19 protein-coding genes are annotated in these 15,241 nt (G+C 64.6%); 8 read left to right on the forward strand and 11 right to left on the reverse strand.

Features of this window, described 5'->3' with window-relative positions; genetic code table 11:
- The first annotated feature begins 80 nt into the window (after window positions 1-80).
- From FR699_RS09595 to FR699_RS09605, 3 genes are read left to right on the forward strand one after another with little or no spacing between them, the layout of a single operon-like run.
- Complete coding sequence (locus FR699_RS09595; protein WP_154552995.1) at window positions 81-377, forward strand: glutathione S-transferase N-terminal domain-containing protein; 297 nt, start codon at window positions 81-83, stop codon at window positions 375-377.
- On the forward strand, window positions 377-889 hold the full coding sequence (locus FR699_RS09600) for a redoxin domain-containing protein (RefSeq protein ID WP_158855278.1): 513 nt from the start codon (window positions 377-379) through the stop codon (window positions 887-889). The genes FR699_RS09595 and FR699_RS09600 overlap by 1 nt, the downstream gene beginning before the upstream one ends.
- 1 nt (window position 890) lies before the next feature.
- On the forward strand, window positions 891-1,481 hold the full coding sequence (locus FR699_RS09605; RefSeq protein WP_158855279.1) for an L-threonylcarbamoyladenylate synthase: 591 nt from the start codon (window positions 891-893) through the stop codon (window positions 1,479-1,481).
- Window positions 1,482-1,506: 25 nt separating this feature from the next.
- On the opposite strand, the gene FR699_RS09610 is transcribed toward FR699_RS09605, so the two are convergent.
- From FR699_RS09610 to hemG, 3 genes are all read right to left on the reverse strand, one after another.
- Window positions 1,507-2,154, reverse strand: a complete 648-nt coding sequence (locus tag FR699_RS09610; protein WP_158855280.1) for a hypothetical protein — start codon at window positions 2,152-2,154, stop codon at window positions 1,507-1,509.
- A gap of 64 nt (window positions 2,155-2,218) precedes the next feature.
- Window positions 2,219-2,830 (reverse strand): hypothetical protein, encoded by a 612-nt coding sequence (locus FR699_RS09615; protein ID WP_158855281.1) that lies wholly within the window; start codon window positions 2,828-2,830, stop codon window positions 2,219-2,221.
- A 74-nt stretch (window positions 2,831-2,904) separates the two neighbouring features.
- Window positions 2,905-4,164 carry a protoporphyrinogen oxidase gene (hemG, locus tag FR699_RS09620; RefSeq protein WP_158855282.1) on the reverse strand — a complete coding sequence of 420 codons (1,260 nt, stop codon included), beginning with the start codon at window positions 4,162-4,164 and terminating at the stop codon, window positions 2,905-2,907.
- Between the two features lie 184 nt (window positions 4,165-4,348).
- Here hemG and FR699_RS09625 point away from each other — a divergent pair, with 184 nt between their 5' ends.
- Window positions 4,349-4,576, forward strand: a complete 228-nt coding sequence (locus FR699_RS09625) for a DUF2249 domain-containing protein (protein WP_195837592.1) — start codon at window positions 4,349-4,351, stop codon at window positions 4,574-4,576.
- A gap of 56 nt (window positions 4,577-4,632) precedes the next feature.
- Here FR699_RS09625 and FR699_RS09630 read toward each other — a convergent pair whose 3' ends face one another.
- The gene (locus FR699_RS09630) at window positions 4,633-5,052 is read right to left on the reverse strand and encodes a universal stress protein (protein WP_158855283.1); all 420 of its coding nucleotides are present in this window, start codon (window positions 5,050-5,052) and stop codon (window positions 4,633-4,635) included.
- 129 nt (window positions 5,053-5,181) lie between these two features.
- Between FR699_RS09630 and FR699_RS09635 the strand changes: the two genes are divergently transcribed.
- The 3 genes from FR699_RS09635 to FR699_RS09645 all read left to right on the forward strand — a co-directional run bounded on the left by FR699_RS09635 (window position 5,182) and on the right by FR699_RS09645 (window position 6,653).
- Window positions 5,182-5,493 carry a CGCGG family rSAM-modified RiPP protein gene (locus FR699_RS09635; protein ID WP_158855284.1) on the forward strand — a complete coding sequence of 104 codons (312 nt, stop codon included), beginning with the start codon at window positions 5,182-5,184 and terminating at the stop codon, window positions 5,491-5,493.
- 101 nt (window positions 5,494-5,594) lie between these two features.
- Window positions 5,595-5,828 carry a DUF2249 domain-containing protein gene (locus FR699_RS09640; RefSeq protein WP_158855285.1) on the forward strand — a complete coding sequence of 78 codons (234 nt, stop codon included), beginning with the start codon at window positions 5,595-5,597 and terminating at the stop codon, window positions 5,826-5,828.
- A gap of 48 nt (window positions 5,829-5,876) precedes the next feature.
- A complete protein-coding gene (locus tag FR699_RS09645; protein ID WP_158855286.1) occupies window positions 5,877-6,653 on the forward strand; it encodes an MOSC domain-containing protein in 777 nt (258 codons plus the stop codon).
- Window positions 6,654-6,688: 35 nt separating this feature from the next.
- Here FR699_RS09645 and FR699_RS09650 read toward each other — a convergent pair whose 3' ends face one another.
- Window positions 6,689-7,336 (reverse strand): TetR/AcrR family transcriptional regulator, encoded by a 648-nt coding sequence (locus tag FR699_RS09650; protein WP_158855287.1) that lies wholly within the window; start codon window positions 7,334-7,336, stop codon window positions 6,689-6,691.
- A 175-nt stretch (window positions 7,337-7,511) separates the two neighbouring features.
- Here FR699_RS09650 and FR699_RS09655 point away from each other — a divergent pair, with 175 nt between their 5' ends.
- On the forward strand, window positions 7,512-10,376 hold the full coding sequence (locus tag FR699_RS09655) for an RND family transporter (protein ID WP_199268311.1): 2,865 nt from the start codon (window positions 7,512-7,514) through the stop codon (window positions 10,374-10,376).
- Window positions 10,377-10,395: 19 nt separating this feature from the next.
- Here FR699_RS09655 and FR699_RS09660 read toward each other — a convergent pair whose 3' ends face one another.
- The 6 genes from FR699_RS09660 to FR699_RS09685 all read right to left on the reverse strand — a co-directional run bounded on the left by FR699_RS09660 (window position 10,396) and on the right by FR699_RS09685 (window position 15,148).
- A complete protein-coding gene (locus FR699_RS09660) occupies window positions 10,396-11,511 on the reverse strand; it encodes a TIGR04053 family radical SAM/SPASM domain-containing protein (protein ID WP_158855288.1) in 1,116 nt (371 codons plus the stop codon).
- 128 nt (window positions 11,512-11,639) lie between these two features.
- Window positions 11,640-11,891: a hypothetical protein gene (locus FR699_RS09665; RefSeq protein ID WP_154552983.1), complete on the reverse strand. Its 252-nt coding sequence runs from the start codon at window positions 11,889-11,891 to the stop codon at window positions 11,640-11,642.
- Window positions 11,892-11,918: 27 nt separating this feature from the next.
- Window positions 11,919-12,704, reverse strand: coding sequence for a HEAT repeat domain-containing protein (locus tag FR699_RS09670; RefSeq protein WP_158855289.1), 786 nt, complete (start codon window positions 12,702-12,704; stop codon window positions 11,919-11,921).
- On the reverse strand, window positions 12,697-13,566 hold the full coding sequence (locus FR699_RS09675; protein WP_158855290.1) for a hypothetical protein: 870 nt from the start codon (window positions 13,564-13,566) through the stop codon (window positions 12,697-12,699). The genes FR699_RS09670 and FR699_RS09675 overlap by 8 nt, the downstream gene beginning before the upstream one ends.
- Window positions 13,566-14,300, reverse strand: a complete 735-nt coding sequence (locus FR699_RS09680; protein WP_158855291.1) for a molecular chaperone TorD family protein — start codon at window positions 14,298-14,300, stop codon at window positions 13,566-13,568. The genes FR699_RS09675 and FR699_RS09680 overlap by 1 nt, the downstream gene beginning before the upstream one ends.
- On the reverse strand, window positions 14,297-15,148 hold the full coding sequence (locus FR699_RS09685) for an ethylbenzene dehydrogenase-related protein (RefSeq protein WP_158855292.1): 852 nt from the start codon (window positions 15,146-15,148) through the stop codon (window positions 14,297-14,299). The genes FR699_RS09680 and FR699_RS09685 overlap by 4 nt, the downstream gene beginning before the upstream one ends.
- Window positions 15,149-15,241: the final 93 nt, after the last annotated feature.

Genomic DNA, 15,241 nt, shown 5'->3' on the forward strand with positions numbered 1-15,241 from the left:
TGTGTGGATTCGTGCTCGTTGGGGTCTCGGCGGGCGAGAGCGCCGACAGACTTAGCCACAGGCGGCCCCAACGAGAAGACATGTCAGAGACTGCGCCGTCGATCACGCTCTATCGGCTCCAGGCGTGTCCGTTCTGTGAGCGAGTCGCTCGCGTCCTGGACGACTTCGGCCTCGAATACCAGTCGCGGTTCGTCGAACCCCTGCACTCGAAACGCAACGCCGTCAAGCGACTAACCGGCGCGCGGACAGTCCCCGCGATCGTCGACGAATCGACGGGCGTAACCATGAGCGAGAGCGCCCAGATCGTCGCGTACCTCGAAGACACGTACGGCCAAGCGAGCGCCACGGCGACCGAGCAGACTGGAGGTGAGGCCTGATGGATCTCGAGTTCGACGTCGTCGAGTTCGAGGCAACCGATCACGTCGCCGAAGGCGAGGCCGCCCCGGCGTTCACCCGCCCGCTGGTGAACGACGAGTACTGGGAAGACGTCCCGCTTGCGGCCCTGCTCGAGGAGCCGCCCGTCGTGCTCGTGTTCCATCCCATGGACGGGTCGTTCCCAGCGACGTACGTTTGGAACGAAATCGCCGATCGCGAGTGGCACGAATCGGCGACGGTCGTCGGCGTCTCGATCTCGACGCCTTATGCCCACAAGCGACTGATCGAGTCCGAAGGCCTCGAAGCGTATCGCCTCTATTCGGACCCGAGCAACGAGATCGCCCGCGAGTACGGCGTCGCCCACGATCTTGACGGCATGGCCGGCATCGAAGAACCACGACCGGCCGTGTTCGTCCTCGACGGCGAGGGCGTCGTCGAGGACGCCTGGGTCGCCACGGAGTGGCCCGAGTTCCCCGAGTACGACGAGATCGAAGCCGCGATCGAATCGCTGTAGTATGGTCAGCGAACAACGACTGCAAGCGGCAGCCGAAGCTGTCGACTCGGGCGGCTTGGTCGTTTACCCGACCGAGACGGTCTATGGCCTGGGCGCTGACGCGCTCGATCCCGAGGCCGTCGAGGCCGTCTTCGCCGCGAAAGACCGAGACAGGACGGACCCGATCTCGCTCGGCGTCCCAGACGTCTCGACCGCCCGAGAGCACGTCGAGGCCGGCGAGCGCGAGCGGGCGTTCATGGAGGCGTTCCTCCCCGGTCCCGTAACGGTCGTCGTCCGGCGAGGGGGCGATGTGCCGGATGCACTCACGGCTGGACGTGAACGCGTCGGCGTTCGCGTGCCGGAGCACGACCTCGCGCGGCGATTGCTCGAACAGACCGGGCCGCTGACGGCCACCAGCGCCAACGTCTCCGGCCGGGAGAGTGCGACCCGGGCCGAGGATGTCGACCGAGAGATCCGTGACGCCGCCGGCGTGGTTCTCGATGGCGGTGACACGGCCGGCCAGGCGAGTACGGTCGTCGACGTCAGTGACGGCACGATCCACCGACGCGGCGCGAACGCCGACGCCGTTGCCGCGTGGCTAGATGCGAACTGATCGGCCACGCTCGGAACGGACGGGCTCAGAGGAGCGAGCCGAGCGAGCGGGTCCGGACGCCACAGGAATCGCGATAGTCACAGGTCTCGCACTTCGTTCGATTCCGGACCCGTGAGGGTGGGCCGTCGATGGACCGGACGGTCCGGAGGGTCGAGCGGTAGCCAGCCCGTCGGTGAGCCGACAGCGAGACGCGCCGAACCACCCCGTGAGCCGGATACTCGGCGAAGGCGATGTCGATGGGTCGCTCCCGTTCGTAGGAGAGAGCCAGTGCGGCGGCCACCAGTCGGACGGACTGGGGCTGCCAGACGCCGGTATCGGGCGGCTCGCCGGTAAATAGCAGCGACGGGGCGACCGGCTCCTCGAGGATCTTGTGGGCGACGCCTCGGCAGTCCCGGCCCTCCAGTAAGACGTCTCGGTCGGCGGGGTCGACAAGGCTTTCCCAGGCCTCGGAGCGGGCTTTCGCCCGGTGGAGTGCCGAGCGATACTGGGTCGCGGTGACGGCGATGGGCTCGTCGTCCAGATCCGCGTCTGCGAGCAGCCGCGGATATTCGTAGGCGAGTTCACGCCGCAGGACGACTGAATCGGGCACTTCGGGGGTCTCGTCGTCGCGCCGACGGTAGTACAACTGGCGGGGACAGTAGGCGGCGGTCGCCAGGTCACGGAACGTGGGCACGGCCGGGAGTGGCCGCGCTCCGCATCATAAACGGACGGACTGCGGGAATAGCAACGGCCCGGACTCAAAAGGAGACGTCGGTCTCGATGTCGGCCGCCGCCTCTTCGAGGCCGTCCTCGGTCACCTCTTTGGTCAGCCGATCGGCCAGCTCGGCGTCGGGAATGACGTCCCGGAAGGTACTCCGGTAGCGGTGGCTGACACGACGGGCTTGCTGGCGGGCCTCGAAGACGCGCCGATACCGCACAATGGTATCGGAATCGATGGTCAGTTCCGAGGCGAGAGTCTCGGCGTCGTCAGTTTCTCGGAGCCGCTCCCGGAGTTGATCCCACTCGATCGAGGCGTCGGTATCGGACGCCCGAAAGAGGTGCAGTTCCAGCCGGGCCAGAAAGACGGTCTCGGCGTCAGTGTCGAGTGCGTCGGCGATCGCGTCGTCGTCGACCCCCTCGTAGAACAACTGGACAAGTTCGACACGCTCCTCGATCGTCAGATCCGCCTCGAACGTGAACGTCTCGGCCATGGCCTCGACGACTGCCCGGACCCGTTTCGTGACGGTCTCGTCGTCCAGATCGGCGAGAGCAGCGAGTGTGCCCCGGTCGGCGGACTGATCGGCCGTGACGGTGTCGGTCCCTGCCACGTCGACGAACAGCTCCCGGAGTTCCTCGGTTTTCTCGTCCATCGATCGACAATTAGTCGTCACGACCAATGTAGGTGTCGGGGAGGATTCGATCCGCCCGAACACGACCCTGCGGTTCACTCTTCGACGATCGAGGCAGCCGTCCGCCGGCCGTCCGCGATACGGCCGACGATGCCGGCCCGACTGGTGTAACTGGCGGCGATCTCGATGCCGTCTGGCAGCGAGAGATCCTCGAGGGCGGCCCACGAGCGGTCGTAGGCGGGCATACCCGGCCGGAGGATCGACACGTCGAGAACGTCGGCCGGCTCGCCGGTGACCGTCTCGAATTCCTCGGCCGCGCGACGGCCGATGACCGCCGGATCGGCGTCCAGGGCGTCGGCATCGCCGCTGCCGACGTAGGACGTGAACACGCCGTCGCGATCGAGCATGCTGTGATTCCAGGTGGAGCCGTCGGTCAAGAAGCCGTCGTCGATGATGTGAAAGCCGTGCCCGGTCCCATCGAAGTCAGACCGCAAATGGACGACGCCGATCGGGTTGTACGTGAACTGCTCGAGGACATCGGCGGCCGCCGGATCGACGCCATCGAGCAAGGCCGCGGTCGTCGGAGCCGGCGTCGTAAACGCCACCGTCTCGACGGCGTGAGTCTCGTCTTCGGTGTGGACGAGATAGCCGTCACCGGCCCGTTCGACGCTGGTGACGGGTGTATTCAGCTCGATCGTGTCGGCGTGGGCCTCTGAGATGGCGTCGGGGAGGCGCTGGAGCCCAGCCTCGAACGTGACGATCGACGGCGGATCGACGCCTTCGAGCAGCTTGCGGGCCGCATAGAGGAGGATGCTCCGCTCGATGCCGACGTGATCGAGCGCCCGCCCCAGCGAATACTCGACGTACATCTCGTCTGGATCACTGCCATAGAGGCCACTGTACAGCGGCCCCATGAACCGGCGGGCCGCCTCGGCGCCGAACTTCCGGGTGAGAAAGCCATCGACGGTTTCCTCGGGCTGTGGCCCCCGCGTCAGCGGTTCGAGGAGCACTCGGGCCTTGCCCGGCCAGGACAGCAGGTCAGTCGTGATCGCCTCTCGGACCGACAGCGGCATCGTGCGCAGTTGCCCGTCGTGGTAGGCAAACAGTGGCTGGTCGTCGTGACCATACCGGAGTTCGTCTTCGAGGTCGAGCGTCTCGACCAGTGACTGGACTGGTTCGGAAAGCCGCAGCCGTTGCGGTCCGGTTTCGAGGACATGTCCGTCGACGGTCTTCGAGCGGACGACACCGCCGGGTTCGGCGGCGGCCTCGAACGTGTGGACGTCGGCCCCACGCTCCGCGAGGAAGTGCGTCAGCGCCAGCCCGGACATCCCCGCTCCGACGACCGCGACAGTCATGCGATCACCGCCAGAGCGAATCCAGCACGACCGGCACGCGGGAGACAATTGACCATAGCTACGGGTAGGGAATCGACGTACAAAGTCTCATTGAACGGCCGGAAAGGCGAGCAGCCAGGGGACAGGGGCGACCGAAGACGTTCGGGAACAAGCCGATTCCCGTCGGACAGTGAGTGAACAGTGCATGACGACACTCGACCTACGAGACGTCCCGCCGCCAGAGCGCCATCCGAAGATCCACGAGGCCTTTGCCGACCTCGACAGCGGCCAAGCACTGACGATCGTCAACGACCACGACCCAAAGCCGCTGTTCTACGAGTTCCAGGCCGAAGTCGAGGCCTTCGACGCCGACGGGTACACCGTCGAGGAAGAAGCCGAGGGGAAGTTTGTCGCAACGCTACCCAAAAAGTGAGCAGCCGCTGTGCGGTCGGGGGCCCAACCCACCGTTGTTGAGACCCAAGCGCACACTCAGACGACCTCGAGGCTCGCCGAGGAGTCCGCGTCGAGTCGGTCGAGCAGCCTCGGCGATTGTGTCGGTCGACCGGACCCATCGGGATGCCGGCAGACGAGCCAGTCGATGTCGTTTGCCGTCACGTACGACTCCATGACGTCCTGTGGATCTCCCTCGGTAACCCGCGATTCGAAGTCGATCCCGCGGGCCTGACAGCGATCCCGGATCTCATCGAGAATGACCTCGCTTTTCTCGGTGTGTATCTCCCGGGCGAGTTCCTCCCAGCCGTAAACCGAGTATTCGCCAAAGCGCCACGCGTCGATCACGTAGACGGCGTGGAGCGTCGCCTCCTCGTCGGCCGCTTTCTCGATCGCCCGATCGACGTGTGGGCTCGTCCGGTCCCCCTCCGTCACGAGCACGGCAATCTGTCCCCCCATACCCAACTATCATTCATTATAGAAAATAAGGATTCGGATGGGGGGCGACGAATCGGCCGATCATCCAGTTTTGCCGGCGGTGAACGGATTCGCCAACACCCTTTCGAGTGCACGAGCCCTGATATCCTCATGAACGACGCTGAGGTTGCGGACGCCGAATCGACGCCGGTGACCGATCGGGTCCACGAGAACTCCTGGTCAGCGAACCTCGAACAGCCAGCACACGCCGAAAACCGAAAGCGGGTCGTCGAGGGGGCGCTGACAGCGATCGAACACACGGCCTCGGGGTACCACGTTAATCTCGTGACCCACGCCGAACACGGCCATCCGGAGACGTATCTCTACGAGGTACTCGATGCGGAGTACGGCGACGATCTGACCTGGGAGTACATCGACCAGTGTGGCTGTGGCGGGCACGTCCTGCGGGTTCACGTGCCTTGAGGGGTCGATCACAGGGTACTGTCCGCAACGAGTAGCTGCCAGTCTGTAGTGCGAACTTGTTCGGGAGAGAACGATTACGGACGAAGCGACTCTAGGCAGGCATGGCACAATCCGCCGACGCATACGACGCGACGCTGGACGCCCGCGAGATCGATGGTGAACCGTTCGGAGCCATTATGGACGCACTCACGGACCTCCAGTCCGGGGAGACACTCCTGTTGATCAATAGCTTCGAACCGGAACCGCTGTACGACGTCCTCGAAGAGCGTGGCTTCACTCACGAGACCGAGCAGGTCGACCCCGAGGAGTTCCACATCGAAATCCAGCACGCCTGAGCGAGCGAGTCGGGAACCCTTACTACCGGCGCAACCGACCGACCAGCAATGGCACGGATCGAGCGATTGCGCGTCTATCCGGTCAAGGGCCTGGACGGGATAGACCTCGAGACGGCGCGTGTCCGTCCGGGCGGCACGCTGGAACACGACCGTGAGTTCGCCCTCTTTGATACCGACGGTGACGTACTCAATGGGAAACGAACTGATCGCGTTCACGACCTGGAGACGGACTTCGATCCGGGATCCTCCACGTTGACGGTCCGACCCCCCGACGGCGACCGTCGCGAGTTCGATCTCGACAGCGACGCCGAGAGCGAACGAACCCAAGCGTGGTTTTCCGACTTCTTCGACATCGAGTTGACCCTCGAACGTGACGAGTCGCTGGGTTTCGTCGACCGCCGGGAGATGGGACCGTCAGTGGTCAGTACCGCTACACTCCGGGAAGTCGCCTCGTGGTTCGACACACTGAGCGTCGACGGTGTCCGTCGCCGACTTCGGGCCAACATCGAGGTGTCTGGCGTCGACGCGTTCTGGGAGGACCAGTTCGTCGGCGAGAAGGCACCAGCGTTCGCGGTCGACGGCATTCATTTCGAGGGTGTGACGCCCTGCGGGCGGTGTATCGTTCCCGAACGCGACCCCGATACCGGCGAGCCGACCCCCGACTTCCGTGCACAGTTTGTCGAGATGCGCGAGGAGACGTTCCCCGAATGGGCCGACGAAGCGGCGTTCGATCACTACTATACGCTCATGCTTATCGCGTCGATTCCCGAGTCCGATAGGGGCGCAGAGATCCGAGTCGGCGATCAGATCGAGTTCGTCGAGTGAGATGGGCTGACCAGGAACGCTCTCGAGGACAGGACTCACGACTCCGTGAGCAGCCGATCCTGCACGATCGTCTCTAGTTCCGCCCGAATTGCGTCGACCCCAACGCCATCGGCTGTCGCCCGGCGGAACAGTCCGCCCAGCATGACAGTCACCAGAAATTCCGCAGTTTGATCGGCGTCAACGTCCCGGAATACCCCTTGATCGATGCCTTGCTCGATGACGCTGGCGAGTCGATCGCACATCGAATCGTCCATCTCGGTGAAGCGATCGCGGTAGGCCTCGTCGTAGGTGCCTTGCGATCGCAGTTCCACGTAGGGACGACCGGACTGGATGTCCACAGCACCCTCAACGGGCGGGACCGATCCGTCAGCCAGTCCGTACAGGCCGAAGTCGACGTACGCCCAAAGCATGTCGAGTGGATCTGCGGTCTCTTCGATACCCTCTAAGGGACCACCGAACTGGCTGAGCATCGTATCGAGAAATGCAAGCAGCAGGTCGTCTTTGTCATCGAAGAAGTGATAGAACGAAGACTTGCTGAGATCGGCCTTTTCGGCGATCCGCTGGATCGACAGCCCCGCGAACCCGTACTCCTGGACGGTTTCGAAGGTCGCCTGCATTATTCGCTCGTGGGTGTCTGCCGGCTCGCCAATGAACGGCGACCCCTCCGTGTCAAAATCAGCCATACCGAACGATTATTCGGCGATCGGTGATATATGTCCGGTTTCCGCGGGTGGAAGCACTCTGTGACCTCAGAATCCATTCGAGGAAAGACCTATGTAGTTTCCGAACGAACGTTCGGTACACAATGGCCGAACGATCGTTCGGTAACACAGTGAGACAGGCTGGAGGTACCCGTCAATGACGCCTGGCGTCGCCCAAGCTATCGCGGACAACGCACGAGTCGTCATCGTTGTCATGCTTGTCGCGTCGGTCGTCGTCGGTGCCGGGGTGACGATGCTCGACCGATCGACCTCGCTCGATCAATTCCAGACCGACGCAGCGGAAGCCGACGCGCTGGAGTATGCCGACGCGAACTTCTCGTCGGGGACTGCAAACGCGACGCGGGCACAGGTCATCGTCCAGGACGACGATGTCCTCGATCAAGAGACGCTACTCGCGATGCTCGAATACGAACAGTCGCTACGTCATAACGAGACAGTCAACGAGACGCTCGCAGACGAAACCCCGACGGCCAGCGTCGCGCAGGGACTTGCGACAGCGTCGATCCGCGAGAACCAAATCGAAGCTGTCCGGGAACGACAGCGTGAACTCAACGAAACGAGAGCTGTACTCCACGAGACGCTGGAGTCCCTCGTTGCGAACCCGAATGCGAGTGTTCGTCCGGCGTTCGAGCGCGTCGACGCCAACACCTCGGTGAATCTCACTGAAGACGACTACACACTGTTTGCAGAGACAATTGAGGAGCGCCGTGCGTCACAGGCGAACGGGACTCTTGATGGTGCGAACGGAACGGAACCAAACGGTAGCACAAATACGGCGGACACCTCTCCGAACCGCAACCAGAGCATCCTCGCTGAAGAGTACGCAGCACTCGAAGACGACCGGACGGCCATCGCCAACCTCGATCCCGATCTCGACGAGCAGATCGATGAACTGCGATCGCTGAACGATTCACAGATCGACGCTCTCACGGCGGATGTTCTCGCCAAGAATGCAAGCCAGTCATCGAACGCGCTGGCGTTCATGCCGGATTACTACGAGCCAGGTTCCGCGGACGTCAACGCCACGTTACTGGTCGTTACCCAGGAGAGTCCCGGCGGTTCGTTCGCGCCTGGCGACGCACCTGAGAAGATCGAAGACGCACAGGCCGCCCTTGGGGATCTCACTCCCGACGACGGGTCGATGTCCGTGCTCGTCTACGGTGACGGAATCGTCTCGACGGAGATTATCGATTCGATGACCGACAGCATCTTGCTGGTCGGCCCGCTCGCCGCGGCGTTCGTCCTGTTTGTCCTCGTCGTCGTCTATCGGGATCTGCTGGACATCCTGCTGGGACTCGGCGGGATCGGACTGGTTCTCGTCTGGACGTTCGGCGCGATGGGTTGGTTCGACATTGCGTTCAGTCAGCCGTTCATCGTCGTCCTCGTCTTGCTGATCGGCCTCTCGATCGACTACGGACTCCACGTCGTAATGCGCTACCGAGAGGAGCGTGCCGAGGGAGACACCTCGCCATCCGGAGCAATGGCTGTCGGGCTCGGAAGCGTCGGAATCGCGCTGGTGTACGTGACCACGACGACCGTCATCGGCTTTCTGTCGAACCTCACGAGTCCCCTGTCGATCTTCCGCGAACTCGGGGTCGTAAGCGCGATCGGCATTGTCGCCGCACTGCTGGTCTTTGGCGTCCTCGTCCCGGCGCTGAAAGTCGAATTCGATGAGCTGCTGGAATCTCACGGCTTCGATCGGGTAAAGCCCGCAGTCGGTACCGGACGCGGCCCGATCAACCGACTGCTGGATACGGGTGCGACGCTGGCGACGACGGCACCCTACGTCGTCATCGTCGTCGCCGTGTTGATCAGCGCCGGCGGGGCCTACGGCGCGACCGAGATCGACGCGAGCTTCGAGCAATCGGACTTCCTCGCCGAAGATCCGGCCGACTGGCTGAAAGACCTCCCCGAACCGATCGCACCCGGGACGTATACTGCTGAGACCGCGATAGATATCCTCAACGAGGAATTCGTCAGGAAAGATACGACCGCGACGATCCTCGTCCGTGGTGACGTGACAAATCCGGCGACGCTTGATCGGATAGATGACGCACGGATGAACGCCAGTGGCCTTTCTGTGACTGAAACATACGCCGGCGGTGCAGCCGCCATTTCGGATCCGATCACAGTGATGGACAACGTGGCAGCTGACAACGTCTCGTTCAACGCGACGATCGCGGCCGCTGACACTGACGATGATGGCGTCCCTGACCGGAACGTCACGGCGGTCTTCGACGAACTCTATCGCGTCGCACCAGACGCAGCCGGGGACGTAATCAATCGAGACGGCGGTGAGTACGAGGCGGTTCGGATGGTCGTGACGGTCGACGGTAACGCTGAGGGCGAGACAGTCACCGATCAGATGGATTGGGTCGCCGACGACGTCGAGGGCGGTGGCGTCTCCGCGATCGCGACGGGTGGCGTGATCGTCAACCAGATCACCGCCGACCAGCTTGCCGAAACGGCCATTTTGAGTCTCATCGTCGCGCTTCTGTCGGTACTTGCAGTCCTGACAATCGCCTACCGGGTGACCGAAGAGAGTGCGACTCTCGGCGTCATCACGATCGTTCCCGTCGCCATGACGCTGGCGTGGGTTCTCGGAACGATGGCACTGCTCGAAATCCCGTTCAACATCGTCACGGGGATGATTACCGGCCTGACGATCGGGCTCGGCGTCGACTACAGCCTGCACGTGAGCGAGCGGTTCAACCAGGAACTCGAGGACGCGGAGACGATTGCAGCGGCCTTACACGAGACGATGACTGGGACCGGCGGGGCCCTGCTGTCGAGTGCAGCCACGACCGCTGCTGGTTTCGCCGTTCTGCTCGTCGCGATTTTGCCCTTCCTCCAGTCGTTCGGCCTTATCACCTCGCTCACTATCGTCTACGCCTTCCTCGCGGCGGTCTTCGTCCTGCCGAGCCTGCTGGTGGTCTGGGCCCGATTTACAGGAGACGGGGAATCCGATCGGCTCCGGCAGCCCTGGCTGGAAGAAAAGTAACCGAACAATTCGCCAGAACTCAATCGGCCGGATGTTCCGCCATACCCTCGGGCAACGGGCCGTCGTAGCCGTCGGGAACGTACCCACACAGTGGGTCGCTCGCCATCGGATCGCCCGTGGTCGCAAACGCTCGTGAGCGACTGCCGCCACAGACGAACCGGAACTCACAGGCCCCACACTTCCCGGAAAGTTCGTTAGGGTCACGCAGTCGCTCGAAGAGTTCCGCGTTGCGGTAGATGTCGACGACACTCGCCTCGCGAACCGACCCGGCCGAGTTGGGCAGAAAGCCCGACGGGAACACCTCGCCGGTGTGGCTGACGAACGCGAAGCCGTTGCCGGCCGTGATGCCCGTCGAGCGATCGTCGCCGGCGGACTCGCCGTTCCCACTGGGCGGTCGGCCGCCGCTCTCCCGGTGGTGCTGGAGTGCGACCCGCCGGTAGTGGGGTGCTTCGGTCGTCTTGATGCCGAAATCGGCTTCCTGGTTGACGTCCACGAGCCATTCCATCACCGTCTCGGCACGCTCGGGCGAAATGGGGTCGAGGACGGTCCCGCGACCGACTGGCACGAGGAAGAACACCGACCACAGGACCGCCCCGAGATCGGCCACCAGCTCGCGGATCGCCGGGAGGTCCTCAACTGTCTCCCCACAGACAGTCGTGTTGACCTGCAACGGCAGCCCCCGGTCGCGTGCAGCACGGGCGGCCGCGATCGTCTGGGCGAAACTCTCCTCTTCCTTTCGGAACTCGTCGTGGGATTGGGCATCCGGGCCGTCCAGACTCACCGCCATGCGGCGAAGGCCGGCCTCGGCGAGGTCGTCGATCCGGTCGGCCGTCAGCGAGGCCGTCCCGCTTGGCGTCAGCGTCATCCGTAATCCCTGCTCGGTGCCGTACTCGACGAGTTCGGCCACGTCGTCCCGGTAGAGTGGGTCACCGCCCGAGAGGACAACGAGCTGGTCGTCGCCGAAGTCGGCGGCGTCGGCGAGGAGTTGCTTGCCCTCTTCGGTTGTGAGTTCATCGGGGTGACGGAGGTCTTCAGCCTCGGCCCGACAGTGTTTACAGGCCAGATCGCAGGCCTGGGTCAACTCCCAGATGAGGACGACCGGCCGCTCACTCGGGTCGATATCGGTCGGCCGCACGCTACCTCACCCCAGTGCAGTCAGCGCCCGCCCGTCGAACCAGAAATGTCGTGGCATACCGATCCATGGGAAGACGTTGCCGTCTCCAGGCAAGTCGCCCGTGCCGAACGTGTTCGACCGGAGACGGCTCACGACGGCTGGCCCGGGTCCGCCCCGATCGTGTCGGCTCGCTCGACGTACAGCGTCTCGACGCCGGGGATCGCCTCCAGCGTGCGAAAGAGATCGATCATCGCTTCGTCGCTGTCGATCGAGTCGGGATCGGCGACCAGCCAGACCGCGCCCTCGCCGACGAACAGTACCTCGATCGGGCTCGCTGCCCCTTCGTCGGTAATGGCATCGATCGAGCGCCTGACCTGCGAGGAAAGCGTGTCGGTTGTCATTGCTTCGTGAGTGGCGTCGGCGGTCGCTCAGAGCTGTGGCGGTTGGTCGTGCGATCCAGTCGGGTCGGTCCCGTCCGGGGCGGTTCCGCCGGGTGGCCCCGGCATCGAACCATCCCCCTCAAGGGCGTGTGCAGCGGTCTTTGCGACGATGGACGCCTCGTCGGCCCGGAGTTTTCGAAGGGCAGCCTCGGCGTCCGGATCGTCGATCCGACCCAGCAGTTCGGCGACCCACTCCCGGACACGATCGTTGTCGTCGTCGGTCAGGGCAAGCAGTTCCGGCAGCGCGTCCGCACCGCGGCTCTTCCACAGCGAGATGACAGCGTTCCGTCGGACTGCGTGGTGTGTATCGTCGAGAGCCGCCTCGATCCGGTCGGCCTGTCCCGCCCGGTCGAGGTGATCGAGGGCGACGATCGCTTCAGCACGAACCCAAGGGTCTGGATCGTCAGTGGCCGAAAGAACAGCCGCCGGCGTCGCGTCGGCCAGTTCTCCCAGGGCTTCGACGGCGAACTGTCTGACGAGGGCGTCTGGATCGTCCGTCGCCCGGTCTCCGAGTGCGTCGATGGCCGCCTCGCTGGGACCGCGCTCGGCCAGTGCCAGGGCCGCCCGCTGGCGTTCGGTCGCCGCTTTGGCAGCCAACTGGTCGAGCAGGGCCGCGAGGCCGTCCTCGGCGACCGGATCGGTGTCGGCTGCCGCGAACTCCGCCTGGCTGGCCTCGCCCAGTGTCACGTCCGCCCGGCTGGTCGTCACGTCCGGATGAGCGGGGTCACTGCTGTCGGGCTCGTCCGCCGCCTGGTCGCGATCGGGCTCAGGCATCACGAGCACCTCCGGTCGCCGTCTCGACGAGCAACACGAGCGCGAGGACGACAGCGACTGCGCGCGGAAGCGTCGCCGGCACGCCAGCGAACAGCAGCAAGCCGGCGCCCAGTGTGGCTGCATGTTGGCGCGTTCGTAACGCGGCACTCGCGGTGACTGTCAGCCCGCCGACCGAAAGCGCCATCAGCGGGAGCGAGGCCCCGACGATCCCGCCGGCAACGAGGCCGGTCGCCCCGAGCAAGAACGGTGCAACGATCCCGAGGGCCACCAGCAACCCGGCTGCCACAGCACCTGCCAGGTAGTCGGTCCGGCCCCGCACGAGGAAGATCGGTGTCCCAGCGACGCCGAGCAACGTCAGTTGTGTCCCCAGCGATCGGGTTGTCGCCGCGGCAATCCCGAGGGAACTCCCAAGCGAGGCCGTGAGGCCACCGAGGAGGACACCGGTGACGACGGCCGGGCCGATGGGGAACGTCCGCTCTGCATACAGTCGCGCCCCGGCGGCCACACCCGACCCGGCGACGAGTGCCACGACGGCGGGCACGGAAGCCGGTCGCGCGATCGTGCCGGTGACGCCGAAGACGCCGACGAACGCCAGCCCGACCGTCTCGTAACCCCCAGCGTCGAGGACAGCTATCGCGATCAGTGAGCCGGCACAGGCAAGCGCCGTGACGGGGACGAGAAGGTCCTGGACGGCAACAAGATCGAACGGGACAGGCGTCCGTGCGTTGATCGCCAGCCGGCTCACGAACAGCGTCGCCACCGCAAAGACCGCCGGGGCCGAAAGCGTGACGCGATCGAGTGTCACACCGTGAACTGACCGCGGAGCCACAACGGCATTCAGGGCCGGGACGCGTCCAGCCATCACCAACTCACCTCGCGTCCGTCCGTCGAGGCAGAGGTGTCGAGACGGTCTGTCAAGTCCGCGTGATCGGCCGCGACGACTCGATCCAAGACGGTAGCCAGAACAGTGTAGATTCCCGCTGTGGCGGGTTCGGCAAGGGATTCTCGAAGTGAATCCGTAAAGACAGTCAGGTGGCGGTCAAGAAGGTCCCGGCGGGCAGCCGCGGCGTCGTCCTCGCCGAGGGCTTCCCGGCGGGCGAGATAGCCGGCGAATTCCAGTTGCAGGCCGAGGTTGTCGTGGTGGTCACGTTCGTCAGTGTCGACCGAGAGTCCGTAGTACTCGTAGGCTCGCGCGAGGTCGACGTTGACCGTCTCCCAGGTCGCGTCGTCCCGATGACTCGACTCGTACAGCGAGACGGCCGGCCCCTCGGTCTCGACAGAGCCGTCGGTTCGGTCCGTGGTGACGGCCGATCCGAGGGCGAACAAGCCGTTGTACCGCGCACTGAGTTGCCGGTAGTCGTCCTCGACAGAGAGGGCGGGCACCGTCACTTCGAGAGTGGTCGCTGCGAGCGCATCGCGCAGTCCGGTTTCGATGTCTCCGCCAGCGAGATCGGCATGGAGTTGCTCGGTCGGGTGCTCGAAAACCCGGGCGAGCGTCTGGTAGAGGACGCCTCGGGCGGCCGGATCGGGTTCGACAGCTTCACGGTCGAGACGAGTGTCGGGCTGGTCTGGCCCGGCGGCGTCGGTGTCACTCATCCCGACTCAGCCTCCTGGCCGGCCCGACGAACGCTGATGGCCGTGACCGCGATCACGAGTGCGATCGCGATGCCGGCGACTGCCCAGAGGATCGTCTGGAAGGGGGCACCGTCCTCCGCAGGTCCAAAGGGGAAGTAGTACCACTCGCTGACGGCTTTCTGACCGGCGCGTTCGGTATTGTCCCCGTTCCAGACGCCAAAGGCGACGTTCAGATCCGCGTCGGCAGCCAACTGCGTCCGATTGTCGACCGAAGCGTTCAACGCTCGCGTGAAGACGACGCTCCAGCCGCCATCCTCGCCAATCGTGGTCCGCGTCGCCTCGACGCTCACCTGGGGCTGTTCGAACGCCGTCGTCGAGCCCGGGCCGCCGGCGAGTAGTTCCTGGGTCGTCCCGGTGCCCGTCCACTGCCAGACGTTCACCAGATTGCTCTGACTCCCCATCGCGATCGCCGGCTGGGTCGTGGCGTTGACGGGAAACTGGATGGCCGCCATGTCGGCGAACGCCCGTGGCGAACTCGTCTGTCGATCAGTGCTCGAATCAGCCCAGCGCAGGCGGACGAACAGCGTGTCGTCCGTCGTGGCAGCCTCGACCTCGACGGCGCGAACGCTGGTATCGTCGGCGTTGGGCACGCCACTGGGGGCACTCGCCAGCGGAATCGTTGCCGCCGGCACGTCACTCCAGCCGTCCGCTCCCGGATCGGCCAGCGATCCATCGACGTTCTCGACGGGAATCTCACGGGCCGGGCGGGCATCGGCGATCAACGGGACGAGGGCGGCGCTGGCGACCAGCAGGCCCGCGAGCAGGCCGGCGACGAGCAGTGGGCGTCGTCCCTGGGCAGCGTCAGTCATCGTCGAACACCCCCGGAACGCCGTTCCGGCGAGCTCCAATTCGCTCACTTCGTTCGCTCATTGGAACACCGGGAGACTCACTTCGTTCGTCTC

It is taken from the genome of Halorhabdus sp. CUG00001 (assembly GCF_009797925.1).
Taxonomy (GTDB): Archaea; Halobacteriota; Halobacteria; order Halobacteriales; family Haloarculaceae; genus Halorhabdus.